Annotated in this window: 20 protein-coding genes; 16 read left to right on the top strand and 4 right to left on the bottom strand. The window is 74.8% G+C overall.

Going from position 1 to position 25883, the window contains the following annotated elements; all coding sequences use genetic code 11:
• Positions 1-110: 110 nt before the first annotated feature.
• Positions 111-647 carry a type III secretion system chaperone family protein gene (locus AC3CHW_RS15030; protein ID WP_176163136.1) on the top strand — a complete coding sequence of 179 codons (537 nt, stop codon included), beginning with the start codon at positions 111-113 and terminating at the stop codon, positions 645-647.
• A 1074-nt stretch (positions 648-1721) separates the two neighbouring features.
• On the opposite strand, the gene AC3CHW_RS15025 is transcribed toward AC3CHW_RS15030, so the two are convergent.
• The gene (locus AC3CHW_RS15025) at positions 1722-2915 is read right to left on the bottom strand and encodes a pyridoxal phosphate-dependent aminotransferase (protein ID WP_187087930.1); all 1194 of its coding nucleotides are present in this window, start codon (positions 2913-2915) and stop codon (positions 1722-1724) included.
• A 1065-nt stretch (positions 2916-3980) separates the two neighbouring features.
• Between AC3CHW_RS15025 and AC3CHW_RS15020 the strand changes: the two genes are divergently transcribed.
• The 4 genes from AC3CHW_RS15020 to AC3CHW_RS15005 all read left to right on the top strand — a co-directional run bounded on the left by AC3CHW_RS15020 (position 3981) and on the right by AC3CHW_RS15005 (position 8671).
• Positions 3981-4499, top strand: a complete 519-nt coding sequence (locus AC3CHW_RS15020) for a DUF2617 family protein (protein ID WP_381161418.1) — start codon at positions 3981-3983, stop codon at positions 4497-4499.
• Between the two features lie 125 nt (positions 4500-4624).
• Positions 4625-6298, top strand: a complete 1674-nt coding sequence (locus tag AC3CHW_RS15015; protein WP_488470764.1) for a polyamine aminopropyltransferase — start codon at positions 4625-4627, stop codon at positions 6296-6298.
• 226 nt (positions 6299-6524) lie between these two features.
• A complete protein-coding gene (locus tag AC3CHW_RS15010; RefSeq protein WP_488470763.1) occupies positions 6525-7622 on the top strand; it encodes an SRPBCC domain-containing protein in 1098 nt (365 codons plus the stop codon).
• 179 nt (positions 7623-7801) lie between these two features.
• The gene (locus AC3CHW_RS15005) at positions 7802-8671 is read left to right on the top strand and encodes an aldose epimerase family protein (RefSeq protein WP_488470762.1); all 870 of its coding nucleotides are present in this window, start codon (positions 7802-7804) and stop codon (positions 8669-8671) included.
• Between the two features lie 101 nt (positions 8672-8772).
• Here AC3CHW_RS15005 and AC3CHW_RS15000 read toward each other — a convergent pair whose 3' ends face one another.
• Positions 8773-10401: a serine protease gene (locus tag AC3CHW_RS15000; RefSeq protein ID WP_488470761.1), complete on the bottom strand. Its 1629-nt coding sequence runs from the start codon at positions 10399-10401 to the stop codon at positions 8773-8775.
• 131 nt (positions 10402-10532) lie between these two features.
• Between AC3CHW_RS15000 and AC3CHW_RS14995 the strand changes: the two genes are divergently transcribed.
• From AC3CHW_RS14995 to AC3CHW_RS14950, 10 genes are all read left to right on the top strand, one after another.
• Entirely contained in the window at positions 10533-11387 is an 855-nt protein-coding gene (locus tag AC3CHW_RS14995) for an RNA polymerase sigma factor (RefSeq protein WP_488470760.1), read from the top strand.
• A complete protein-coding gene (locus AC3CHW_RS14990; protein ID WP_488470759.1) occupies positions 11384-12481 on the top strand; it encodes a CU044_5270 family protein in 1098 nt (365 codons plus the stop codon). Before AC3CHW_RS14995 ends, AC3CHW_RS14990 begins: the two co-directional genes overlap by 4 nt.
• A gap of 64 nt (positions 12482-12545) precedes the next feature.
• Positions 12546-13085: an orotate phosphoribosyltransferase gene (gene pyrE / locus AC3CHW_RS14985; protein ID WP_187059911.1), complete on the top strand. Its 540-nt coding sequence runs from the start codon at positions 12546-12548 to the stop codon at positions 13083-13085.
• Between the two features lie 218 nt (positions 13086-13303).
• Positions 13304-14326, top strand: coding sequence for a class II fructose-bisphosphate aldolase (gene fbaA, locus AC3CHW_RS14980; protein ID WP_187059910.1), 1023 nt, complete (start codon positions 13304-13306; stop codon positions 14324-14326).
• A 536-nt stretch (positions 14327-14862) separates the two neighbouring features.
• The gene (locus AC3CHW_RS14975) at positions 14863-16347 is read left to right on the top strand and encodes an MFS transporter (protein ID WP_488471060.1); all 1485 of its coding nucleotides are present in this window, start codon (positions 14863-14865) and stop codon (positions 16345-16347) included.
• A 191-nt stretch (positions 16348-16538) separates the two neighbouring features.
• Positions 16539-16952 (top strand): DUF3151 domain-containing protein, encoded by a 414-nt coding sequence (locus tag AC3CHW_RS14970; protein ID WP_187061747.1) that lies wholly within the window; start codon positions 16539-16541, stop codon positions 16950-16952.
• 272 nt (positions 16953-17224) lie between these two features.
• Positions 17225-18190, top strand: a complete 966-nt coding sequence (locus AC3CHW_RS14965) for a tryptophan 2,3-dioxygenase family protein (RefSeq protein WP_488470758.1) — start codon at positions 17225-17227, stop codon at positions 18188-18190.
• Positions 18183-19562, top strand: a complete 1380-nt coding sequence (locus AC3CHW_RS14960) for a kynureninase (RefSeq protein ID WP_488470757.1) — start codon at positions 18183-18185, stop codon at positions 19560-19562. The genes AC3CHW_RS14965 and AC3CHW_RS14960 overlap by 8 nt, the downstream gene beginning before the upstream one ends.
• The gene (locus AC3CHW_RS14955) at positions 19559-20668 is read left to right on the top strand and encodes an alpha/beta hydrolase family protein (protein WP_488470756.1); all 1110 of its coding nucleotides are present in this window, start codon (positions 19559-19561) and stop codon (positions 20666-20668) included. The genes AC3CHW_RS14960 and AC3CHW_RS14955 overlap by 4 nt, the downstream gene beginning before the upstream one ends.
• Positions 20669-20829: 161 nt before the next feature.
• Positions 20830-22044 (top strand): cytochrome P450, encoded by a 1215-nt coding sequence (locus AC3CHW_RS14950; protein WP_488470755.1) that lies wholly within the window; start codon positions 20830-20832, stop codon positions 22042-22044.
• A 423-nt stretch (positions 22045-22467) separates the two neighbouring features.
• Here AC3CHW_RS14950 and AC3CHW_RS14945 read toward each other — a convergent pair whose 3' ends face one another.
• On the bottom strand, positions 22468-24120 hold the full coding sequence (locus AC3CHW_RS14945; RefSeq protein WP_488470754.1) for an ABC transporter permease: 1653 nt from the start codon (positions 24118-24120) through the stop codon (positions 22468-22470).
• Entirely contained in the window at positions 24117-25043 is a 927-nt protein-coding gene (locus AC3CHW_RS14940; RefSeq protein ID WP_488470753.1) for an ABC transporter ATP-binding protein, read from the bottom strand. Before AC3CHW_RS14940 ends, AC3CHW_RS14945 begins: the two co-directional genes overlap by 4 nt.
• A gap of 297 nt (positions 25044-25340) precedes the next feature.
• On the opposite strand from AC3CHW_RS14940, the gene AC3CHW_RS14935 reads away from it, so the two are divergent.
• Positions 25341-25859 carry a GbsR/MarR family transcriptional regulator gene (locus AC3CHW_RS14935; RefSeq protein ID WP_398608749.1) on the top strand — a complete coding sequence of 173 codons (519 nt, stop codon included), beginning with the start codon at positions 25341-25343 and terminating at the stop codon, positions 25857-25859.
• Positions 25860-25883 lie beyond the last annotated feature (24 nt).

Below are 25883 nucleotides of genomic sequence, written 5' to 3'. Positions count from 1 at the left end.
CGCCCGACCCGCGGCGGCCGGGGTGAGCTGGGCCGGTGGCGCGTGCGGGGTTGCGGTGACCGGGCGGTGATGAGGGAGGATGGCGGAATCCGTACGAAGGGAAAAACACGGTGAGCATCGACCCGACCTCGATTCCGAATTTCGGGGGCCAGCCCGAACCTCAGGAGGCTGGGCCGAGCGGCCCGGTCCTCCCCGACCAGGACCTGGTCAAGCAGCTCCTCGAGCAGATGGAGCTGAAGTACGTGGTGGACGACGAGGGTGACCTCGCCGCTCCGTGGGAGCAGTTCCGCACGTACTTCATGTTCCGCGGCGAGGAAGAGCAGCAGGTCTTCTCGGTGCGCACGTTCTACGACCGGCCGCACGAGCTGGAGAACAAGGCCCAGCTCCTGGAGCTGACCGACGACTGGAACCGCCGCACCCTGTGGCCCAAGGTCTACAGCCACACGAACGACGACGGCAGCGTCCGGCTGATCGGCGAGGCGCAGATGCTGATCGGCACCGGCGTCAGCCTGGAGCACTTCGTCTCCTCGACGGTGAGCTGGGTGCGGGCGTCCATCGAGTTCGACAAGTGGCTCGTGGAGCAGCTCGGCCTGGAGGCCGACATCGAGGGCACGCCGGGCGACGGCGCCGCCCCCGGCGCGGAGTAGCCCCGCCCCCGCACGAGGCCGCCCCACCCGGCGCCGCTGGCACAGCCCATCGGCCCGGGCGCGCGCACGGCTGAGCGACGACACGAGGCCCGGTGAGCACGGCCCGCCCCACCAGGCGGCCGACGCCCACCGGGCCTTTCGCGTGCCACGGGGACGTACGCGGATGTACGCGGGCGTACGTGTGTGTACGAGGGCGTACGGGGGCAGGCGGGCGGCCTTACGGCCGGAGCGGGGCAATAGAGGGCCGGGCTCCCGGGAATGCAGGCGGGAGCCCGGCCTCCTTCACGATGCGCCACCCCGCCCGCGCCCGCGACCGGAGACGGCCGAACGGGTTCACGCCTTCCCGGCGGCCCCCCGGCCCGAGGCGCTCTGCCGAGTGGCTGCCCTGCGCGCGTGTCGGCTGCGCACGACGCGGCGACAGGAGTCGGCTGGGGCGGCTGTGAGACCTACGGATCGATCATGTGACGACGTACGCCCATGAAGCGCGCCCGGCGTACGCCCCCGTCTAAGCCAGTGCGGACAAGTGCGCCCCAGCCGTACGACGTACGCCCGCGGCACGTCTACTTCCTTTCGCCGCTGGCGTATGCCGGTGGACCGCCGGCCCCGGCGCGCAGACGACCGACCCCGCGCCTGCACCGCACGTGCGGGGCGCGGCACGGGTGCCCCGGAGCCGGCCCTCCACACCCGTTCGGCGGGTACCCCGCGTTCCGCGTCCTGGTCCAGCGGGGGCCCGCCCCGCACCGACGGGCGGGAGCGAGCCGGCGCACTCGACCGGGTGATTGTGCGCCCCCCCGGGTGCGGGCCCGGGGCGCGCACCGGATTACGCCGGGGCGCCACGGAGGCGCCCCGGCGAACCGGGGCTCACTCCCGGCCAGCACTCGGGCGGGGTGCTGTGTGGACTCTGGCCGAGATGTGGGGGCGTGCGGGGCGCGCGGAGGGTGGGGCGTACGCCGTGCGCTCGGGCCGCGCGGGAGGAGGGGTGGTGCGGCGGGATCGGGGCTGGCCGGGGGCCGGGCCCGACTCGCGGGCCCGGCCCCGGCCCCGACTTGCAGTGGAACGGGGGCGTCGTGTGGGTCAGGGGGTCAGCTGCTTGAGGCGGTCCACCGCCTCCTCCAGCACGCTCATCCGCTTGCAGAACGCGAAGCGCACGAACGGCGCGCCCGCCTCGCGGTTGTCGTAGAAGAACTGGTTGGGGACGGCCACCAGGCCGCAGCGCTCGGGGAGGCCGCGGCAGAAGGCCAGGCCGTCGCCGTCCGCGGAGATCTCCGGGCCCAGCGGGCGGATGTCGGTGGTGATGAAGTACGTGCCGGCCGGCCGGAAGACGGTGAACCCCGCCGTGGCCAGGCCGTCCGCGAGCAGGTCCCGCTTGACGGCGAGTTCGTCGCGCAGGCCGGCGTAGTACGAGTCGGGCAGGGTCAGGGCCTCGGCGATGGCGTGCTGGAACGGGCCGGAGGCCACGAACGTCAGGTACTGCTTGGCCGAGCGGACCGCCGCCAGCAGGTCCGGCGGCGCGGTGACCCAGCCGACCTTCCAGCCGGTGAAGGAGAACGTCTTGCCCGCGGAGCTGATGGTCACCGTGCGCTCCCGCATGCCGGGCAGCGACGCCAGCGGGATGTGCTGGTGGTCGTCGAAGACCAGGTGCTCGTAGACCTCGTCCGTGACCACGTACAGGTCGCGCTCGATGGCGATGGTGGCGATCGCCGCCAGCTCCTCGCGCGTGAGCACGGTGCCGGTGGGGTTGTGCGGGGTGTTGAGGAGGATGAGCCGCGTGTTGTCGGTGACGGCGTCGCGCAGTTCGTCCACGTCGAGGCGGTAGCGGCCGGCCTCGGGGTCCGGGCGCAGCGTGACGGGGACCCGGGTGCCGCCGGCCATGGCGATGCCGGCCGCGTACGAGTCGTAGTAGGGCTCCAGGGCGACCACCTCGTCGCCCGGTTCCAGGAGCGCGATGAGCGAGGCGGCGAGCGCCTCGGTGGCGCCGGCGGTGATGAGGACCTCGCGGTCGGGGTCGTACTCCAGGCCGTACCAACGCTGTTGGTGCGCGCAGACGGCCGCGCGCAGTTCGGGAACGCCCGGGCCCGGGGGGTACTGGTTGCCGCGCCCGTCGCGCAGCGCGCGCACGGCAGCCTCCCTGACCTCCTCGGGACCGTCGACGTCGGGGGAGCCTTGACCGAGGTTGATGGAGCCGGTTCGGATGGCGAGGGCTGCCATTTCGGCGAAGATCGTCGTTCCGAATTCGGCGAGGCGGCGGTTGAGCGGAGGTCGCTTCATACGTCACATCCTCCGCCGAACCTCTGGATTTGCTCAACTCTGCTTTGGCCGGGAATGGCCCCGGGCATCAGAGCGGTACACGCGGGGAGTTCGCGCGTGCGCGACGCGGACAAGCGCCCCGGAGCGCATGAGGGGGCTTTGCGGACTTCGCCGCGCCGCACCGTGTGTGCGGCGCACCCATCGCGTGCGGAGTTTCGCGGACGATCTCACCAGCAATAACTGCACAGGCATCGATAAAGAGCGAAGCGCCGGAATCAACAGAAACGCTGGAATCTACCGAAACTAGAGAATCTGCGGGACCTACGGGGCAACGGGGATATCGGGGGAGCAAGGGGGACAACGGGGGGACGGGGCGCCGGGAAGGACCCACTCGGCGCGCACGCGCCGCGCCAGCGGGGGCCACGAGGGCCCACCGCCGCGCGTCACACGGGCCCGCGCCCTCCCGGTCGCCCACCGCGCCGGCCGCGCCTCGCTCCGGGGGACAACGGGGAACGAAAGGTCGTGAGGGCATGGGATTCGCGCTCTTCCTGTACATCGTGGTGATGGTGGCGATCGTGCTCGCCTGGTTGAGCAGGGTGGCCGGTGGTGGCAAGAAGCGCCGCGGGGGCGGCGGGAGTTGGTGGGCCGGCGGTGGTTCGTCGGGTGGTGGTGGCGGTGCCTCGTGCGGTGGCGGGTCCTCGTGTGGCGGGGGCTCGTCCTGCGGTGGTGGCGGTGGCGGAGGGGGTTGCGGCGGCGGTGGGGGTGGGGGCGGCTAAAAGCCGGTAATGCGGCGGGCTCGTGCTGGTTTTGCATATGCGCCCGGCGGGCTGAGGCCCGTCGGGCGCTCAAACGTTGAACAATTGATCTGGGGGGCGCTCGGGGGGATGGAAACCTGGCGAAGATGGGTAAAAAGGCTGTGCCGCCACGCATTTCATGATTCCGTGTCTCTCGGACCCTATGGACCCCACGGACCCCACGTGGTCAGCAGCCGGCGCATAGTGACCCCTTGGTCCCCTCGGGATGGGGGTTGCCTTATGGGGAATAAGGGCCGGCCCATCTTCCACTGCGTGCTTCCGGAGCCGACCCATGCTCACGATCCTCAAGACTTCCTACACCGATACCCGCGCCTCCGACCTCGCCTGGTGCCTGGGCCGCGAACCGCAGCCCGCGCTCGCCGTCCTCGACCTGCAACTCGGCGACGCCGCCGTGCAGTTACGGCTGCTCGGCGCCTCGCACCAAGTCCTCCTGGAGGGCCGCGACGGGCGTTGTTCGGAGACGGTGGCGTGCATGCCCGGAAGTAGTACCCCCCTCCCGCTCGGCGTATCCAAGCTGCTCGAAGGGCGGGAGTACGAGTTCGCGGCGCGCATCGAGACCCTCTCGCGCGGCTCCTTCGCGGGGCGCGCGCAGGAGTTGCTGGCGCTGGTCGCCGACCACCCGCACGGCCTCGCCGGCACCTTCCCGGGCAGCCCGCACGCGTTCACGGCCATGCTCGCCCACCGGCAGGAGGGGCAGATCGGCTGGCGCACCTGGCACGCGTACCCGCAGGAGGGGTGTCTGGTGGCCACCCGCACGCGGCTGGGCGCGCGCGTGGTGGCGGCGCTGTAGTCGCGCGCGGGGCGTTCAACGTTGCCCGCGAGAGGCGCGGTTGAACCGCGAATGCCCTGGAATGCGATGCATTCCCCCCGTGTGAGTGACCGATGGTGAGACGGGGGTAACGTAACGTTCACCCCATGATCGACCCGCCGGTGCCCCTTGTGTCCGTTGCCGAGGAATCGCCGACGGGGCCCGCGGGGCCGTCCCGGGTGCCGGCCCCGGTCGGGCGGTTCGCCGTCCTGGCCACCGTGTTCGTCTGCGCGGCCTGCGGTCTCGTGTACGAACTCGAACTCGTCGCCCTCGCCTCGTACTTGATGGGTGACTCGGTCACCCAAGCATCCGTCGTGCTGTCCGTCATGGTCTTCGCGATGGGCACGGGCTCGCTGCTGGCCAAGCGGCTGCGGGTGCGGGCGGCGTGGGCGTTCGGGGTCGTCGAGGCGCTGCTCGCGCTGGTCGGCGGGGCGTCGGCGATGGCGCTGTACGCGTGCTTCGCGTGGTACGGGGACACCCGGTGGGTCATCGTCGGCTTCTCGTTGGCCATCGGCGTGCTGATCGGCGCCGAGGTGCCGCTGCTGATGACGCTGATCCAGCGGGTGCGGCGGCAGGACGCGGGCGGGGCGGTCGCCGACCTGTTCGCCGCGGACTACGTCGGCGCGCTCGTCGGCGGACTGGCCTTCCCCTTCCTGCTGTTGCCGAGGTTCGGCCAGTTACTCGGCGCCCTGCTGACCGGCGCGGTCAACGTCGTCGTGGGCGGGGCGCTGGTGCTGTGGGTCTTCCGGCGCGACCTGTCGCCGCGCGAGCGCGGCACGCTGATCGGCGCGAACGGCCTGGTGCTGCTCCTGTTGGCCAGCGGAGCGGTGCTGACCGAACCGTTCGAGGGCGCGGCGCGGCGCGCGGTGTACGGGCCCGACGTGCGGGTGGCCGTCCACACGGACGTGCAGGAGGTCGTCATCACGGGCGGGGCCGAGGCTGGGGCCGGCTCGGCCGGGGCGCCGCTCGCGCTGTACCTCGACGGCGAGCTGCGGGTGAGCGCGCGCGACGAGTTCCGCTACCACGAGGCCCTGGTCCACCCGGCGATGGCCGGCCCGCACGCGCGGGTGCTCGTCCTCGGCGGCGGTGACGGGCTCGCCCTGCGCGAGGTGCTGCGCTACCCCGGGGTGCGCACGGTGACGGTGGTCGAACTCGACGGCGAGGTGGTGGACCTGGCGCGCACGGACCCCGGGCTCAGCCGGCTCAACCAGCGCGCGCTCGCGGACCCGCGGGTGCGGGTGGTGCGGGCGGACGCCTTCGGCTGGCTGCGCGAGCGCGGCCGGCCCGGCGGCCCGAGCCCCGGCGGCCAACCGGGCGGCGGCTACGACGTGGTCCTCTCCGACCTGCCCGACCCGGGCCTGACGGCCAGCACCAAGCTCTACTCGCAGGAGTTCTACGGCCTCGTGCGCCGGGTGATGCGGCCCGGCGCGCGGCTCGCCGTACACGCGGGGCCGCTCGACGGGCGCCCGCGGGCGTACTGGACGGTCGACGCGACGGTGCGCTCCGTCGGGCTGCGCACGGTGCCGTACGGCGTCGTCGGGCGCCTCGCGCGCGACTCGGAGCGGCCAGGCGGCGGCGAGCGCGGGTCGGGCCCGTCCGGTGACTGGGGCTTCGTGCTGGCCGCCCGCGACCGGCCGGAGCTGCGACTGCCCGCGGCGCGGCCCGCGCTGCGCTCGCTCACCCCGCGGGCGCTGCGCGCCGCGCACCGACAGGCGGAGCGCCGGCACCGGCCGGGCGCGCCCACCTCCACGCTGATGCACCCGCGCTACGGGACGGGCTGAGCCGGGACCCGCGCCGGCGCGAGGAGGTTGGGGCGGCTGGGGCGCCCGGTGGACGGGCCGGCCGGCCCGGGGCGCGTGGTTGTCGTAGCCATGTCACTTACCGTGGTGGTCGTGGCCGTGTCCGTGACGGTGCGTCCACGGCGGGGTGGTCGGGGTGGCGACGCGGCGCGGTGAATGTGGACGCGACGATGTCTGATCCCGGACGCGGTGAGTACGCTCGGGGGTCATGGAGCATGAGGTGTTCGTCCCGGTTCCCGTAGACGACGTACGGCGCGCGCTCACCGAGCCCGCGCGCATCGCCCGCTGCCTGCCCGGGCTCCAGCAGGACGATGACGCCGGCTCAGACGCCATCGCCGGCCGGCTGCGGCTGCGCATCGGTGGCTCCTCCATCACCTACCGGGGCGTGCTGCACATCGCCGAGCACGGCGACCGGGTCGAGTACGCGGGCGACGGCGCCGAGTCGCGCGGCGGCGCCGGCGTGACGGTGACCCTGGCCGTGGCCCCGCAGGCGGCTGACGGCGGCACCACGCTGCGCTGCGCCGGCGAGGTCGAGCTGACGGACGGCGAGGGCCGGCTGACCGAGTTCGACGCGGAGACGGTGGCCTCGGCGGCCCGCCGCCTCCTCGACCGGTTCGCCGAGGAGTTGACCGCGGACCTGGCGGCCGAACCGACCCCGGCCCCGACCGCACCGGCGACGGCCGACGACGCGACCGAGGCCGGCGCTACGGCTGACGCGGACGGAGACGGGGACGGGGAGGCCGAGGCCGGCGCGACGGCCGGACCGACCGGGTCGCCCGGGTCGGCGGCGGAGGCACCCGCCGCTGCGCCAGACGGGACGCCGGACGACGTGTCGCGAGATGACGCGGCCAGCGGCGACGCGGCCAGCGGTGACGCGCTCGGGGACGACCTGCCCCGGGACGACGCGACCGCGGACGAGCTGCCCCAGGAGGACGTGACCGGAGACGACGTGACCGGCGACGGCGTGACCGGAGACGCCGGCGTGGTCGAGCAGCCCGCCGACGCGACCGCGTCCTCGCTCTTCGAGACCGAGGTCCCGCCGTCCTCCCTGGAGCCGGACGCGCTCGGTGCCTCGGCGGCGGCAGCGGCGGAGGTGCCGCCGGCCGAGGCGGCGCACGCGCGGCGCACGATGATCGGCCGCAGCGCCGAGGAGGTGGACCACGCGCCGCCGCGCGGCCGGTACGCGCCGGTGCCCGCGCCCGAGACCGCGTCCACCGCGGCCACCCTGCGCTGGGCCGCGCCCGCCGCGGCGGCCGTGCTCGCCTCGGCGGTCGTCGTGGGCCGGGTGCTGCGCCGCCGCAGGTAGGGCCGTACCGGCGACCGAGACGGCGCCCGGGCGCGGATCGCCGGCCCGGGCGGGCCGTGGGGGCGTGCGCCGGAGCGGGCGGGCGTCGGCGGGGGCGGGATGGCGCCGGGCGACCGAGGTGGAGCGGCACGCGGTGGGCAGCGGGACGCGGGCCCGGGGGCGCCGTTAAGGTCGGCGGGGTGAGCACCCAAGAGACCACGGAAGGCGCCCCGGGGGCGCGCGACGTACGGCTGGTGGCACCCGGATTCGCGGAGTTGACGATCCGTCCGGAGGACGGCTGCCGCATCAGCTCGCTGATCATCAACGACCTGGAGGTGTTGCGCCACGGGGACCGGTACGGCTCCTTCCCGATGGCGCCCTGGTGCGGGCGGATCGAGCTGGGCCAGTTCCGCAGCTTCGTCACCGCGCCGGGCGGGGGCGACGAGGCGGGCCGTAGCGGTGGCGTACGGCACCAGATGCCGATCAACGCGACGCCGCACGCCATTCACGGCACGGTCCGCGACCAGCCCTGGCGCACCGCGACGGTCGACGACCAGTCCGCCACCTTCTACTGCGACCTGACCGACCCCTGGCCGTACCGCGGGCGCGTCACCCAGACCTTCGAACTGACCGACGACGCGCTGACGTTGACGATGGGCGTCGAGTCGCGCGGCGACTCCTTCCCCGCGCAGGCCGGCTGGCACCCGTGGTTCCTGCGCCAGCTCGGCCCGACGGGCGCGCCGGTGCAGATCGCGTTCGACCCCGCGTGGCAGGAGGAGCGGGGCGTGGACCACCTGCCCACCGGGCGGCGCGTCGAGCCCGGGCCCGGCCCGTGGGACGACTGCTTCGGGATGCCGGACGGCGTGGACGTCACGCTGACCTGGCCCACCCAGTTGGAGCTGAGCATCACCAGCGGGGCGCAGTGGGTGGTGGTCTACGACGAGCAGGAGGAGGCGGTGTGCGTGGAGCCGCAGTCGGGCCCGCCGAACGGCCTCAACACGGTGCCGCGCCTGGTGACGCCGATCGACCCGCTGGAGGTCTCGACGACCTGGCGCTGGAAGCGGTTCTGAACCACGAGACCCGGGCCTGGTCCCCGGCCGGCCCCCGCCGCGCGGGGGGCCGGCCGGGCCGGGCGTCGCGCGGGGGCGGCGGCCGGCCCGGCCGGGGTGGGTCACCGCGTCCGGTAGGCGCCGATCGCGGTCTGGGTGAGCGTGTTGCCCGCGGTGTCGGTCAGCTTGGCGCGCAGCGAGACGCTGGTGCCGGACGTGAACGCCGGGATGGTCGCGACGCCGCGTACCACCGCGGTCCGCTGCCACGTGGTGCCGCCGTTGACCGAGAACGCGACATCGAGCGCGCGCGTGTGGCCCTTCGCGGCGCCCTGTACGGCGACCGGGACGCGCAGCGTCGTGCCGGCCGGCGCGGCGCCGGTCAGGTCGAGCGCCGGCGTGAAGCGCACCGCGCTCACCGGCACCCTGGTCGCCCCGCCCGTGCGCTGTGAGGCGAAGGTCCACGACGCGGTCACGGTGGTGGCGGCGCCGGGCAGACCGGCGCGCCGCGCGGTGGCCGTGACGCGGTAGGCGGCCCGGTCGGCCGGCACGTCGAAGGTGGCCTGGCCGGGCTCGCCCGTCACGGTCTGCACACGCTTCCCGTCGCGGTACAGCGTGACCCGCGCCGCGTCGTACTCCGGCGTGGACGGCACGTGCCCCTCGCCGTCGGCGAGCAGCGGGACGTCCACGGTGAGGCGGTCGCCGTCCCGTGTGACGCCGGAGCCGCCGGTGAGGCTGGGGCCGAAGACGGCGTTGTTGAAGGTGCGTGTGGTGGTGTGGCCGGGGCGGGTGGCGACGCGCTTCGCCTCGTACGTGGTGCCGCCCTGGCCGTCCTCGTCGCGGGGGGTGGTGTAGCCGATGTCGTAGGGCCCGCGCGCGGGCTCCACGAGGAGGCTGGTGGTGCCGGGGGCGGGCACCGGCAGCGGGTAGGCGGTGGACAGGTCGTCGCTGGGCGTGACGTCCAGCACGGACGTGCCCTCGGTGCCCGGGCGGGCGGCGCCCCGGATCCTGATCTCGCCCAGGTCCTTGGCGGCCGGCCGGCGGTAGAGCCCGGTCGGCGCGCGGTCGCCGGTGACGACGTTGCCCAGCGCGTAGCTGTGCCGCTTGGTGGCCCAGTACGCGTCGTACCACGTCTTGACCGAGCCGGGCTCGGCGGCCGGGCCCAGGTGGGCGACGCGCAGGGTGGGCGTCGCGATGGCCATGTTGGTCTCCCGGACGACGCCGTCGTACTCGGCCGACAGGCCCATGTTGCCGAGCCGGAAGTCGGCCGTGCTGTCCGGGGGCCGCACGTCGACCAGCTTGGTGGTCCGGGCGTCCACCGTGACGGACAGGTCGCGGTCGAGGTCGAGCCTGGGTTGCACCACCCAGTCCGTGCCCTCCGCCGAGTTGCCGCTCCACACCATCGAGGCGAGGAGGTAGCGGCCCTGGGGGAGCCGTACCGTGGTGGTGCCGGTGTCGCCCTCCGGCTCGAAGCCGTGGCGCTCGCCCTCCCCGGCGAACTCGGTGAGGGTGGTCTTGTAGAACTGCGAGGCGCGCCCGTCGCGGCCGATGTGGTGGATGGTGAGGGTGTGCGTCGGCTGCTCGGCGATGGCGCTGGTCCGGCCGGTGGCCGGGGCCCCGGCGGGGTGGGTGCCCGAGGCCGTGGCGTTCCAGGCGGGCAGGGTGCTGGCGACGACGGTGGCGGCCACGGCCAGCGCCCGCAGGGCGGACCGGCGGGGCATCCGGGGGGACCGGGGCGACGGAGAAGTAGTCATGATCAGCACTGCGCGTCCGCGCGCCGGAGTTCCCGTGACCCGCGTCACTCGCCCCGGGCGGGGCGCGGCCTGTGGCGCAGGTCACCGGAACCGGGGCGGCCCGGGAGGCAGGGCTCAGTGTGGAATCACTCATGAGACATCGCTTCCGTAGCGGGGATCGCGACGCCCTGGGGGAGCTCTACGACGAGCACGCCCAGGTGCTGTACCGGTACGCCCTGCGGGTGACCGGCGACTGGGCGGAGGCCGAGGACGTCGTGTCGACCACGTTCCTGGAGGCGTGGCGCGGCCGGGAGAAGGTGCGCCCGGGCGAGGAGAGCCTGCGCCCGTGGCTGCTGGGCATCGCGACCAACGTCATGCGCCGCAACGCCCGGGCCCGACGCCGCCGCGACGTGGCGCTCGCCCGGGTTCCGGAGCGCGGCGCGGTCCCGGACTTCGTGGACGACCTCGTCGCGCACCTCGCGGACACCGAGCAACTGCGGGCCGCCCGCATCGCCCTCGGCAAGCTGCGCCGCCGCGACCGCGAGGTGTTCACGCTGGTCGTCTGGGCCGGCCTGGACTACGCCGCGGCGGCCGAGGTGCTCGGCGTGCCGGTCGGCACGGTCCGCTCGCGGCTGTCCCGCGCCCGTGGCCGGCTGCGCGAACTGGCGACCGCCGAGACCCGCAGAGGCCGTGAGGACAGCCAGGACCGTAGGGACAGCCAGGGCCGCGAGGGTCGTCAGGCCACGGCTTCGCAGGGCCAGGCCGCCGCACGGGGCGCGGCCTCCGCGACCCCGTCGCCTCGGGGCGCGCCGCCCGCGCCCGGTGGCCCGCCCCCGCAGGGCCCGCGGACGCCACGGGCCGCCACCCGGTGGCCGACCGTCGTGTCCGGCCCCGGCTCCGCCCCGGCGACGCCGGCCCCCACCCCCACCCCCACCCCCTCCCCCGACTCGCCTCCGCCGGGCCGCTTCTCCGTGGCCCCGTCGCTGACCCAGGAGAACCACGGATGAACGTCACCCCGCGACGCCGTACGCCGGACCGGCCCGAGGAGGCCGAGCGGCAGGAGATGACCGCGCTGCTGCCCCCGCCGTCCGTCCCCGACCTGACCCCGGAGCGCGAGCGCGCGCTGCGGCAGGCCGTGCTCCGCGAGGCCGCCCGCGAGGAGCCGGCCGCCGCGCGCGGCGGCCTCGGCCGTACGGCCCGTGCGGCCCGCCCCCCACGGCGCCGCTTCCAGGTCCGCTTCGTGGCACCGGCCCTGGCCTGCGCCGTGGCCGGCGCCATCGTCGCGGTGAACCTGTCGTCCACGGACGACGAGCCGCGCGACGGCACCCGGATCGAGGCGCAGGAGACGCCCGAGGCGACCCGTCTCCTGGACCGCGTCGCGCTCGCCGCCGCCGAGGGCGAGCGGCCCGAGGTCGCCGCCGACCAGTTCGTGTACGTCAGGAGCAAGGTCGCCTACGCGGGGCGCAGCGCCGGCGGCGGTTCCGTGACGCTGCCGCCCGCGCACACCCGGCAGGTGTGGCTGGCCGCCGACGGCAGCCGCCCGGGCCTGCTGCGCGAGGCGGGCAAGCCCGACAGCACGCTGGGCGACGACGCGCCGGTGTACACCGTCGACCGTCCCGGGGCGACACCCCGGCCGAGCGCGACCGGTTCCGGCCCGTCGGTGACCAACCCGACCCACACCTACGTCGCCACGCTGCCCACCGACCCGGTCGCCCTGCTGGAGCTGATCCGCCAGCAGACCCGTGGCCAGGGCCAGGACCCGGACCAGCGGGCCTTCACCGCCATCGGCGAGCTGCTGGCCGAGACGTGGGCGCCGCCGAAGGTCAACGCCGCGCTCTACCGGGCGGCCGGGAAGATCCCCGGGGTGACGGTGGTCCGCACGGCCAAGGACGCGGCCGGGCGTGAGGGCGTCGCCGTGGCCCGTACCGCGCGTGGCCAGCAGACACAGTGGATCTTCGACCGGACCAGCCACGCGTTCCTCGGCGAGCGCACGGTGAGCACCGAGGCCGGCGACGCGGGCCCGGCCGGGACCGTGCTCGGCACCTCCGCGATCCTCGCCAAGGCCGCCGTCGACCGCGCCGGCCAGGCCCCGCGAGACTGACCCCAGCCGGCCACCAGCCGGCCACCAGCGGGCGTCGCCGCTGGACACGGCTAACCTCGTGCGTATGAGCGACGCGCGTGATGCCCTCCTGGAGCAGATCAAGAACAAGGCCGTGGTGCACGGCAAGGTGACCCTTTCGTCCGGTCTTGAGGCCGATTTCTACATCGACCTGCGCCGGATCACCCTGGATGGCGAGGCCGCGCCGCTGGCCGGTCAGGTCATGCTCGACCTGACCGCCGACCTGGAGTACGACGCGGTGGGCGGGCTCACGCTGGGCGCCGACCCGGTGGCGACGTCGATGATGCACGCCGCCGCCGCGCGGGGCCGCCGCCTCGACGCGTTCGTGGTCCGCAAGGCCAACAAGGCGCACGGCCTCCAGCGGCGCATCGAGGGCCCGGACATCGCGGGCCGCCGCGTGCTGATCGTGGAGGACACCTCGACCACGGGCGGCTCCCCGCTGACCGCCGTCGAGGCGGCGCGCGAGGCGGGCGCCGAGGTGGTGGCCGTGGCCGTCATCGTCGAGCGCGGCGCCGCGCCCGCGATCGAGGCCGCCGGCCTGCCGTACTACCAGGCGTACGGGCTGGCGGAGCTGGGTCTCGACTGACCGTCGCACGCCCGTAAATGATCACTTGACCTGCGCTTTTGTCGAGGGTGGGGGCCGTTTCACGTGAAACGGCCCCCGCCCTCGACGCGTTCGGCGTCCAGTGCGCGACACGCCGTGGAGCTGAGCCGGACGAGTCTGGAAGGATGGGGGCGACGATGACGTCGCCCCCTAGGTCAGGGCATTCACAACGCAACCGGCACTTCACAAGGAGCGGACCCATGCCCATCGCAACCCCCGAGGTCTACAACGAGATGCTCGACCGGGCGAAGGCAGGCAAGTTCGCCTACCCGGCAATCAACGTGACCTCGACGCAGACCCTGCACGCGGCACTGCGTGGCTTCGCCGAGGCCGAGAGCGACGGCATCATCCAGGTTTCCACCGGTGGCGCCGAGTTCCTGGGCGGCCAGTACAGCAAGGACATGGTCTCCGGCGCGGTGGCGCTGGCCGAGTTCGCGCACGTGGTGGCCAAGAAGTACCCGGTCAACATCGCGCTGCACACCGACCACTGCCCGAAGGACAAGCTGGACGGCTTCGTCCGGCCGCTGATCGCCCTCTCCCAGGAGCGCGTCGCCGCCGGTCAGAACCCGCTCTTCCAGTCCCACATGTGGGACGGCTCCGCCGAGAAGCTGGACGAGAACCTGGCCATCGCCAAGGAGCTGCTCGCCGAGGCCGTCAAGGCGAAGATCATCCTTGAGGTCGAGATCACCCCGACCGGTGGCGAGGAGGACGGCGTCACGCACGAGATCAACGACGAGCTGTACACCTCCGTCGCCGACGTGGAGAAGACCGCCGCGGCCCTCGGCCTGGGCGAGAACGGCCGCTACCTGCTGGCCGCCTCCTTCGGCAACGTGCACGGCGTCTACAAGCCGGGCAACGTCGTGCTCCGCCCCGAGCTGCTGCGCGACCTCCAGGACGGCCTGGCCGCCAGCTCCGGCAAGGCTGACCCGTTCGACTTCGTCTTCCACGGCGGCTCCGGCTCCACGGAGGAGGAGATCCGCACCGCGCTGGGCAACGGCGTCGTGAAGATGAACCTCGACACCGACACCCAGTACGCCTTCACCCGCCCGGTCGCGGACCACATGTTCCGCAACTACGACGGCGTGCTCAAGGTGGACGGCGAGGTCGGCAACAAGAAGACCTACGACCCGCGGAGCTGGGGCAAGCTCGCCGAGGCCGGCATGGCCGCCCGCGTCACCAAGGCGTGCGCCGACCTGCGCTCCACCGGCACGAAGCTGAAGTAACCCCGCACCGCCGGCCCCCGGCGGCCCCGGCCCTCGTGGCCGCCGGCCACCGGCCCGGTTCCCGCGCGCTGCCTCCCGGGGCCCGGCGTCCTCCCCTGGTTCGCCCAGGCGGAGGGGCCGGGCCCTTCGGCGTACGAACACGCGGGCGGCGGGTGGCGAACCCAGGACCGGGGAGCCCCGGGTGATCCGGGCGGGGCGTCCGCGCGCTCTCCTAACTCGGTGCTCCGGTGGCGGGTTCGCGGCGTGCTGGGGTGTCCGGGTAGCCGGGCGGTGTCCCGACGCGGAAGATCGCAGACATGACGGACCCGCGACGCCCCGGCCCCGAGCCCGACCCCGACACCCCGCCCGACGCCGACGCCGACGCCGACTCCGGCCCCGGCCCCGGCTCTGGCCCCGGCTCGGAGTCCGGCCGTGAGCACCGGCGCACGCCGGACGGGCTCGCCGGGGACGGGAAGCCGGGAGGGGCGGTCGAACCGGTGGGACCGGTCGAACCGGTGGGACCGGCCGAACCGGTCGAGCCCGCCGGGACCGTGGCCATGGGGACGTCCACCGGGCGGTGGGTGCTGCTGACCACGGTGCTCGGCTCCGGCATGGCCATGCTCGACAGCACCGTCGTCAACGTCGCGCTGCCGCGCATCGGCGAGGACCTGGGCGCGGACCTCGGCGGGCTCCAGTGGACCGTCAACGCGTACATGCTCACCCTCGCCGCACTGATCCTGCTCGGCGGGGCGCTGGGCGACCGGTACGGGCGGCGGCGGGTCTTCGTCGTCGGCGTGGTCTGGTTCGCGCTGGCCTCGCTGCTGTGCGGGCTGGCCCCCAACGCCGAGGTGCTGATCGGCGCGCGGGCGCTGCAAGGCGTGGGCGGGGCGCTGCTCACGCCGGGCTCGCTGGCGCTCATCCAGTCCGCGTTCCGGCAGGAGGACCGGGCGCGGGCGGTGGGCGCCTGGTCGGGGCTCGGCGGCGTGGCGGCGGCGGTCGGCCCGTTCGTCGGCGGCTGGCTGGTGGACGGCCCCGGCTGGCGCTGGGTGTTCCTGCTCAACGTGCCGCTGGCCGCGGTGTGTGTACCGGTCGCGTTGCGGCACGTACCGGAGTCCCGGGACCCGCGGGCGGGCGGCCGGTTCGACGTGGCCGGCGCCGCGTTGGGCGCGCTGGCGCTCGGCGCCGTGACGTACGCGCTGATCGCGGCCCCGGACGCGGGGGCGTCGCCGCTGGTCGTCGGGGCGGCCGTGGGCGGGCTGCTGCTGGCGGCGGGCTTCTGCTACCTGGAGGCGCACCGGGCGGAGCCGATGCTTCCGCTGGGCCTGTTCGCGATCCGCCAGTTCACCGCGATCAACCTGGTCACGCTGTGCGTGTACGCGGCCTTCGGCGGCTTCTTCTTCCTCTCGGTGGTGCAGCTCCAGGTGGTGGTGGACTACTCGGCCCTCCAGGCGGGGGCCGCGCTGCTGCCGACCACGGTGCTGATGCTGCTGTTCTCGGCCCGCTCCGGCGAACTGGCCCAGCGCACCGGGCCCCGGCTGCCGCTGACGGTGGGGCCACTGCTGTGCGCGGCGGGGATGCTGCTGATGATGCGGGTCGGCCCGGACGCGGTGTACTGGCGCGACGTGCTGCCCGCCCTGGTGGTGCTCGGCGCGGGCATGGTGACGCTGGTGGCCCCGCTCACCGCCACGGTGCTGGCCTCGGTGGACGTCGGCCGGGCGGGCTTGGCCAGCGGCATCAACAACGCGGCGGCCCGGGCGGCGGGCCTGATCGCGGTGGCCGCGCTGCCGCTGCTCGCGGGCATGGGCCCGGAGGCGTACCGCGCGGCGGACGAGTTCGAGGAGGCGTTCCGGCGCGCGATGCCCTGGTGCGCCGGCGTGCTGCTGCTGGGCTCCGCGCTGGCCTGGGCGACGGTCCGCGCGGACACCTTGGAGCACCCGGCGGGCCAGGCACAGGCCGAGCCCTGCCACCCCGAGTGCGCCCACCACTGCGGCGTGGCCGCGCCCCCGCTCGACCCGGGCGAGCCCCCCGCGCGCTCCGACTAGCCCGGCCAGGGGGACACGAACCAGCCTGAGCACGCGGGCGCGAACCAGCCGGCCACGCGGGCGCGAACCAGCCCGGCCGCACGGGCACATACCGGCCATATCCGTGCGGGTCGGCGGCGTAGGAAATCGGCCAGCCACGGGCGCTACCCGCGTGGCGGCTCCGCGCGGCCCTGTCCGGCAGACTGGAACCCATGGCCATTCACGAGAACCTGCTCGGGGGACCGCCCCCGACCCACCTGCCCGACGACCCCGGGCCGCGCGAACTGCTCGCCAGCGGCGCCGCGCCCGCCGAGGTCGCCGCCAAGTACCCCGCCTCCTCGCTCGCCTGGGCCCAGCTCGCCGACGAGGCGTTCGGGGCGGGGCGCGTCGTCGAGTCGTACGCGTACGCCCGCACCGGCTACCACCGGGGTCTGGACGCGCTGCGCCGCAGTGGCTGGAAGGGCCACGGCCCGGTGCCGTTCGAGCACGAGCCGAACCGTGGCTTCCTGCGCGCCCTGCACGCGCTGGCGCGGGCCGCGCAGGCCATCGGCGAGACGGAGGAGTACGAGCGCTGCTCGACCTTCCTGCGCGACTCCTCGCCGACCGCGGCGGACACGCTGAGCTGAGTCGGCGTGGGCTGACCCGGGCCGCCTGAACCGTGGGCGGTTCGGGCATACGGGACGAGATTCCCAGGCGTTCACCCGTCACGGGTGTCCGAATACAGGGCCTGCCGGTCGTGCACCTCGACCCGGCAGGCCCTTGCCGTGCGCGCCGCGCACCCCGCATGATGCGCGCAGGACCCGATGATCAGCGATCGTGGGTTCAAGAGGGGACCGGGGCTCCGATGCCGAACAGGAAGGGGCGGACCGCTACCCGGAAGCAGGACTGAGGAGACGCCATGTCCCAGCACACTGGACATTCCGGTACGAACGAGGCTGAACCCGAGACTCCCAACCTCGATTTCCAGGGCACCACGCCGTACGACGACTACGTCAAGGCGTCCGTGCTCACCCACCTCCAGCACCCGCTCTCCGACGACCCGGGCGAGATGGTCTTCCTGGTCACGAGCCAGGTGATGGAGCTGTGGTTCACCGTCATCACGCACGAGTGGCAGACCGCCGCCGACGCGCTGCGCCGGGACGACGTGCCCACCGCGCTGGCCGCCCTCAAGCGCTCCACGTACGAGCTGGAGTCGCTGAACGCCTCCTGGAAGCCGCTCGCGCACATGACGCCGGGCGAGTTCAACGCCTACCGCAGCGCGCTCGGCGAGGGCTCCGGCTTCCAGTCGGCGATGTTCCGCCGGCTGGAGTTCCTGCTCGGCGACAAGGCCGCCTCGATGCTGGTCCCGCACCGCGGCGCGCCGCGCGAGTACGCCGAGCTGGAGAAGGCGCTGGCCGAGCCGAGCCTGTACGACGAGGTGGTGCGCTACCTCGCCCGACAGGGCTTCGACATCCCGGACGAGGTGCTGCACCGCGACGTGACCCAGCGCTACGAGGCGCACCCGGCCGTCGAGCGGGCCTGGCAGCGCATCTACTCCGGCGCCGGCGCCCCGAGCGCGGCTGACGAGGACGCGGCGGCGCCCGAGGCGCGGCCGAAGAAGGGCGAGCAGTCCCCGGAGGCCGCGCGGGCGGTGGCCGTGGCCGCCGCCGTCGGCGGCGCGGGCGGCGGCCTGGTCGCGCTCGGCGAGGCGCTGACGGAGGTCGCCGAGCTGGTCTGGCGCTGGCGCAACGACCACCTGGTGGCCACCCGGCGCGCGATGGGCGCCAAGACCGGAACGGGCGGCTCGGCGGGCGTCGCCTGGCTGGAGAAGCGCGCCGGCAAGCAGGTCTTCCCCGAGCTGTGGACGGCGCGTAGCTATGTCTGAGCACCCGCTGACCGAGCCCGCGACACCGGGCGCGACGCCCGCCACCGCCGGAGCCGCCGCACCGGCCGCCGCACCAGCCACCGCCCCGGCCACGGCCACCGCCACGGGCCCGGCCACGGGGCGCGCGCACGCGGCCGAGGCCGCCCGGCGCGACCGCGAGGACCCGCTGGCCGGGACCCGCGAACGCTTCGTGGTGGACGCGGCCGACGACCCGAACGGAACGGTCTACCTGGACGGCAACTCGCTCGGCGCGCTGACGCGCGGCGTGCCGGCCCGGATGGCCGACGTCATCGAGCGCGAGTGGGGCCGCGACCGGATCAACTCCTGGTCGGACAACCACTGGTGGACCGCGCCGGAGCGGATCGGCGACCGGGTCGGCGCGCTCGTCGGGGCCGCCCCGGGCCAGGTCGTGGTCGGCGACTCGACCAGCGTCAACGTCCTCAAGGCGGTGGTGGCGGGCGTGCGGCTGGCCCGTGGCGCCGAGGGCGCCGAGCCGGCGGGCGCCGACGCGGCGCCGGCCGGCGGGCGGGACGAGATCCTGGTGGACGTGAGCACGTTCCCCACGGACGGCTACATCGCCGAGTCCGCGGCCCGGCTCACCGGCTGCGCGCTGCGGGCCGTGCCCGCCGAGGCCATCGCCACCGAGGCCACCCCGCGCACCGCGCTGGCCCTGGTCAACCACGTCGACTACCGCACCGGTCGGCTCCACGACCTGCCGGGCACCACCGCCGCCCTGCACGCGGTGGGGGCGGTGGCCGTCTGGGACCTGTGCCACAGCGCGGGCGCGCTGCCGGTCGACCTGGACGCGCACGGCGTCGACCTGGCCGTCGGCTGCACGTACAAGTACCTCAACGGCGGGCCCGGAGCGCCGGCCTACCTGTACGTCGCCGCCCGGCACCAGCCACGCTTCGACTCCCCGCTGCCCGGCTGGAACTCGCACGCCGACCCCTTCGCCATGGCCGGCGCGTACGCCCCGGCCGACGGGGCCGTCCGTGGCCGGGTCGGCACGCCGGACATCCTGTCGATGCTGGCGCTTGAGAGCGCCCTCGACGCGTGGCAGGGCGTCAGCGTCGAGTCCGTACGGGCCAAGAGCCTCGACCTGGCGGACTTCTTCCTGACCTGCGTCGCGGCGTACGTGCCGGCTGGCGCGGTCGAGACGCTGACGCCGGTGGCGCACGCGGAGCGCGGCAGCCAGGTCGCGCTGCGCTGCGCGGACGCCGGCGAGGTGACGGAGCGACTGCTCGCCCGTGGCGTGGTCATCGACTACCGCCGCCCCGACGTGCTGCGGTTCGGCTTCACGCCGCTGTACACGGGCTACGCCGACGTGGAGCGGGCCGCGTGGGCGCTGGGGGAGGTGCTGAGCGCCGCATGAACCCCGCGATGACGCGCGCGGAGCGGGAGGAGGCGTCGGCCTTCGGCCACGCCGAGGCACCGCCGACCGCCACGGTCGGCTACGGGCCGCACCCCGACCAGGTGGTGGACCTCTTCCTGCCCGAGGCGGCCCGGGCCCTGCCCGACTTCCGGGCCGAGTCCGGCTTCCGGGCCAAGTCCGGGTCCCGGGCCGGAGGCGGTGCCCCGCCGGCCGGGGCCGCCGCGCGCGTCATCGCCGACTCGCCGCCGCCCGCCCCCGGGGCGGTGCCGCCGGTGCCGCTGGTCGTGCTGTTCCACGGCGGCGCCTGGCGCGCCCCGTACGACCGGCGGCACCTGTCCCCACTGGCCGCCTACCTGGCCGGCCACGGCCTCGCGGTCGCGTCGGTCGAGTACCGGCGCGGCCCGCTCGCCGACGGCCCGGCGGCGAGCGCCGCCGGGCCCGGGCAGCCGCGCGCCGGCCGCTGGCCGGAGACCTTCGACGACATCGCGGCGGCGCTGGACGCGCTGCCCGCCCTGGTACGCGGCCTCGCGGCCGGCCCGGCCGGCCCGTCCGTCGGTGGGTCGTCTGACCCGGCCGCCGGCCGGGTCCGCTGGGCCGACGTGGACGCGGACCGGCCGGTGCTCGTCGGGCACTCGGCCGGTGGGCACGCCGTGCTGTGGGCGGCGGCGCGCCACCGGTTGCCGGTCGGCTCCCGGTGGCGGTTGCCGGCGCCGCCCGCGCTGCGCGGCGTGGTCGGCCTCGCCGCCATCGCCGACTTCGGCACGGCCCGCGCCCTCGGCGTCTGCTCGCACGCCGTGGACCAACTGCTCGCCCCGCAGCATCCGCCCGCGACGCCCGGCCCCGGCCCCGCCGAGCTGCTCGCGCACCGGCTGGCCTGCACCGACCCGTCCGCCCTGGTGCCGAGCGGCGTGCCCACCACGCTGGTGCAGGGCGGCGCGGACATCGACGTACCGCCCGCCGTCGCGGAGGCGTTCGTGGCCGTCGCGGCCCGCGCCGGGCAGCGGGTCCGGCTGGTCCGCGTCGAGGGCGTCGGCCACTTCCCGCCCATCGACCCGGCCACGACGACGGCCCGCACCGTCCTGGCGGAGATCACCCGCCTGACCTGACCACCTCGACCTCTGGCGCCTTGGCCACTGACCGCCCTGCCCTCCCGACCCCGCGCCCCGACCCGCACGCGGCCCGGCCCACCGGCCCGCCCCACGCGCTGCCCCGGCCGGGCCCGGCCCGGCACCTGGTGGCGCCCCGGGCCGTCCGGCACAGTGGGGGCATGACCGAGGCAGCAGCGGCCTTCGACCCCTGGGACCCGGGATTCGCCGCCGACCCGTACCCGGCCTACGCGACGTTGCGGGAGCGCGGGCGGGCGCACTACTTCGCGCCGACCGACCAGTGGCTGATCCCGCACCACGACGACGTACGGGCGCTGCTCACCGACCGGCGGCTCGGGCGTAGCTACACCCACCGGTTCAGCCACGAGGAGTTCGGCCGCCCGGCGCCGCCGCCCGAGTACGAGCCGTTCTTCACGCTCGACGGCAACGGCCTGCTCGACCTGGAGCCGCCGGCGCCCCCGCGCGTCCGCCGCCTGGTCTCACAGGCGTTCACGCCCCGCACCGTGGACCGGCTCGAACCCGTCGTGCGGCGACTGGCCGCCGGCCTGGTGGACGGGCTGCTCGCGGACGGCGGCGGCGACCTCATCGCCGAGGTCGCCGAGCCGCTGCCGGTGGCCGTCATCGCCGAACTCCTCGGCGTGCCGCCCGCCGACCGTGGTCCGCTGCGCCCCTGGTCGGCCGATATCTGCGCGATGTACGAGCTGAACCCGAGCCCGGAGACCGCCCGCCGCGCCGTACGCGCCAGCGTCGAGTTCTCCGCCTACCTACGGGGGTTGATCGCCGCGCGGCGCGCGGCGCCCGGCGACGACCTGATCAGCGCCATGATCGCGGCCCACGACGCGGAGGACCGGCTGACCGAACAGGAGATGGTCTCCACCTGCGTGCTGCTGCTCAACGCGGGCCACGAGGCGAGCGTCAACGCGACGGGCAACAGTTGGTGGGCGCTGTTCCAACACCCCGGGCAACTGGCCGCGTTGCGCGCCGACCCGACGCTGTTGCCCACGGCGATCGAGGAGTTGCTGCGCTACGACGGGCCGCTGCACCTGTTCGAGCGCTGGGTGCTGGACGGCATCGAGGTGGGCGGTACGCACATCCCGCGCGGCAGCGAGGTGGCCCTGCTCTTCGGTTCGGCCAACCACGACCCGGCCCGCTTCGCCGCGCCGACGCGGCTCGACCTGTCCCGTACGGACAACCCCCACCTGTCCTTCGGCGCGGGCATCCACTACTGTCTCGGCGCGCCGCTGGCCCGCGTGGAACTGCGGGCCGTCTTCGAGGAGTTGCTGCGCCGCGCGCCCCGGCTGCGGGCCGTGGCCGAACCGCCCCGCAAGCCGGGCTTCGTCCAGCGCGGCCTGCGCGAACTGCGGGTCGAGGCGTAGCGCGCCGGCCCGTGAACCGGGCGCGTTCCGCCGCCACTTGCTCCCGGCATACCCAGGCTCATCCACAGCCTGTGGATAACTCTGCCACCCGGAGTCAACCCGGCCGCCCCGGCCACCCCCGGTCCTCCGCCACCCGGCCACCCCGGCCCTCCGCCACCCGGTCACCCAGGCCGCCAGGCCAGGTCACCGGGCCAGGTCACCGGGCACGCTCCGGTCGGCCCGGTGGCGCACGCAGTGCGGCGCCGGTCTCCGATACGGGGGTGAACGGAGTCCGACGCCGCACGTCCTGCGGGCCTGGCGAGTGCCGCGCGTCCGCGTCGTCACGTGGCCGCGCCGCCAGGGGGCCGAGTGGCCCGGTTGGTTCGGTTGGTTTCGGTTGTTTCGCTTGGTCCGCGCCGCCGGGTGGCCGGGTGGCCGCCGCGGCTAGTTGCTCATGTCGCGTCGGCGCAGTCCGGCCAGGCCGGCCGCCAGCAGGGCGACGGTCACCAGGAGCATCCACAGGAACGGGGTCGCCGTGATGTCCCCACCCGGCACCTTCGGCAGGTGGCCGAAGGGCGAGAGGTTCATCACCGACTGGTCCAGCTCCATCGCCGGGCCCAGCCAGCCGATGGCCACCACGAACCCGACCACGCCCCAGGTGACGGCCGTGAACTTGGGCAGCACGCCGAACAGGAACACCGCGATCGAGGTGATCACCCACACCGCCGGGGCCTGCAACAGCGTGGCGCCGAGCACGCGCGGCACCTGCCCGCCGAGGTCGCCGGAGGCCGCCCCGTACGCGATGCCGAGCGCGAGGCCGCCCGCCGCCAGGATGACGACCGGGCCGAGCAGGGCGACGACCAGGTGGCTGGCCGCCCACTGCACGCGGCTGACCGCGTTCGACAGCAGCGGCTCCGCGCGCTGGTCGGTCTCCTCGCCGCGCAGCCGCAGCACGGCGCTGGCCGTGTGGATCGTGACGACCAGGCCCAGGATGCCGACCATCGAGGCGAGGAAGGCGTCCGTGAGCCCCTCCTGGCCGCCCATCCGCAGGAACGTGTCGCGGGTGCTCTCGCTGTCACCGAGGAAGTCGTCGGCGCCGTCGGCGATGCCGCCGAACACCGCCCCCGCGAAGGCCAGGCCGGCCACCCACGCCAGCATCGTGCCGCGCTGGAGCCGCCAGGCGAGCCCGTAGACCGTGCTCAGGCCCGGACCCGCGGCGGCGGGCCCCGGACGGGAGGCGAAGAAGCTGGCGCCCACGTCGCGGCGGCCGGCCAGCGTGTACGCGACGCCCATGGCGACCACCGCGAGCACGGCCAGCAACAGCAGCGTCCACCAGCGCTCGTCGGCGTACGGCCGGGCGTTCTCCGCCCAGCCGAGCGGCGAGAGCCAGACCAGCACGTGGCTTGAGCCGTCGGAGCCGTCCTTGGCCGCGTCGCCGCCCATCCGCAGCACGAACGCGACACCCACGGCGGCGGCGGACAGACCGCGCGCCACCCGGGCGTTCTCGGTGACCTGCGCGGCGACCGCGGCGATGGCGCCGAAGACCATGCCGCTCAGGCCGACCGCGAGCCCGAGGGCCAGCGCGCCGCTGCCGCCCTCGCCGGCCAGGCTGACCGCGATGAGCAGCGTGACGGCGGCGTTGGCGATGCCGACGGTGATCAGCGCCGAGGTCAGCCCCGCGCGCCGGCCGACCATCCCGGAGGACAGCGCCTCCTGACGGCCCGTCTCCTCCTCCTCGCGGGTGTGCCGGATGACGATGAGCAGGCTCATGATGGCGGCGAAAACCGTGAGGAAGGCCCCCACGCGCCAGACCGTCAGCGCCCCGAGCGAGTCGTCGAAGGCCGCGCCGAACAGGGCCCGCGTGGACCCGTTGGCGTTCATGTCGGCGGCCAGGTCGGCGCGCTTCTGCGGGGTGTCGTACGCGCTGTCCAGGCGGCTCACGGTGCTGCTCGCGGACAGGCCGAGGCACAGCACCCAGATCGGCAGCATGACCCGGTCGCGGCGCAGCGCGAGCCGCAGCAGCGTGCCCGTGCCGGCCAGGTCGCGGGACGAGCCCTTGGGCGGCGCCGCGATCCGCGCGTCGGCTACGGCGGTCATCGCGCGATCGCCCCCTGCGTGGAGTCGGCGGAGTCGCCGCCGTCGCTCTGGTAGTGGCGCAGGAACAGCTCCTCCAGGGTGGGCGGCGTCGAGACGAGGCTGCGCACCCCCGCGTCGCCGAGCTGCTTGAGCACCGGGCCCAGGTGGTCCGTGTCCACCTGGAGCTTGACCCGCCGGCCCTGAACGTCCACGTCGTGCACGCCGGGCAGCGTGGTCAGCCCGTTCGGCTCGCTGTCCAGCTCGGCCGTGACCGACGTACGGGTCAGGTGGCGCAGCGAGGTGAGCGAGCCGGACTCGACGGTCTTGCCCTTGCGGATGATGCTGACCCGGTCACACAGCGCCTCGACCTCGCTGAGGATGTGGCTGGAGAGGAGGACGGTCCGCCCGCGCTGCCGCTCCTCGGAGACGCACTCGCGGAAGACCTCCTCCATGAGCGGGTCGAGCCCGGAGGTCGGCTCGTCGAAGATGAGCAGTTCGACGTCCGAGGCGAACGCCGCGACCAGCGCGACCTTCTGCCGGTTGCCCTTGGAGTAGGCGCGCCCCTTCTTGGTGGGGTCGAGGTCGAAGCGGTCGAGCAGCTCGGCGCGCCGGGTCTTGTCCAGGCCGCCGCGCAGCCGCCCGTACAGGTCGATGACCTCGCCGCCGCTGAGGTTGCGCCACAGCGTGACGTCGCCGGGGACGTAGGCGAGCCGCTTGTGCAGCTCCACCGCGTCGTGCCACGGGTCCTTGCCGAGGAGTTGGACCGTGCCGCTGGTCGCTCGCAGCAGCCCGAGCAGTACGCGGATGGTGGTGGATTTGCCCGCGCCGTTGGGGCCGAGGAAGCCGTGCACCTCGCCCGTGGCGACGTCGAGGTCGAGGCCGTCCAGCGCGTGCGTCCGGCCGAAGGACTTGTGGAGGTCGGACACGGTGATTGCCGTCGTCATAAGGCCGAAGCTACTCTTCTTTCAGAAATTTGTGAAGTTAAGGAAACGTATAATCAGTGAGGAGGCTTTGAGAAGCGGGGATGGTGGGTGTTGGGCGAGACGACGGAGTGCGAGATGACGGGTCTCAAGGCGACCGGTGGCGCGACGGCGGCGGGGGCCGCCGCGACCGGGGGCGGACCGGCGAGCGGGACGACAGCGGACGGGACGGCCGGCCGGACCGCCGAGCGGGGGACGGCGGAGACCGGCGTACCGGCCGACGGGTTGGCAGGCGCGCCCACTGACGCGCCGGGCGGCGGGCTGACCAGCGCGGCGGCCGAGGAACTGGCCGGGCGGGACGAGGACGCCGTCAGCCGGTTCATCGAGCGGTTCGCGGCGGAGCTGGTGGAGGCGGGCCTCCAGCGCATGGCCTCCCGGGTGTTCGCCGCGCTGCTCGCCTCCGACACCGGCTCGCTCACCTCGGCCGAACTCGCCGAGCAGCTCCGGATCAGCCCCGCCGCGGTCTCCGGCGCGATCCGCTACCTCTCGCAGGTCCACATGGTCGGCCGGGAGCGCGAACCGGGCTCCCGCCGGGACCGCTACCAGGTGCACACGGAGCTGTGGTACGAGACGATCACCCGCCGCGACCAGGTCCTCACCCGCTGGGAGCAGACCCTGCGGGACGGCGCCGACGCCCTCGGGCGGCACACCCCGGCGGGGGCGCGGATGGCCGAGACGGCCGACTTCTTCGAATACCTCCAAGGGGAGATGCTGGCGATAATGGACCGCTGGCGGGAGCGGCAGATCGCGCGCCGCGAGGGCCGCGCGGTAGCCGGCTGACGGCCTCCGGCCGGGCGGGCGGGA

The sequence above is a fragment of the Streptomyces sp. MGP-BFMKR1 genome, from assembly GCF_057766585.1.
Note: the sequence above shows the minus strand (reverse complement) of the source record. Positions and strands in the feature narration are given on the sequence as shown.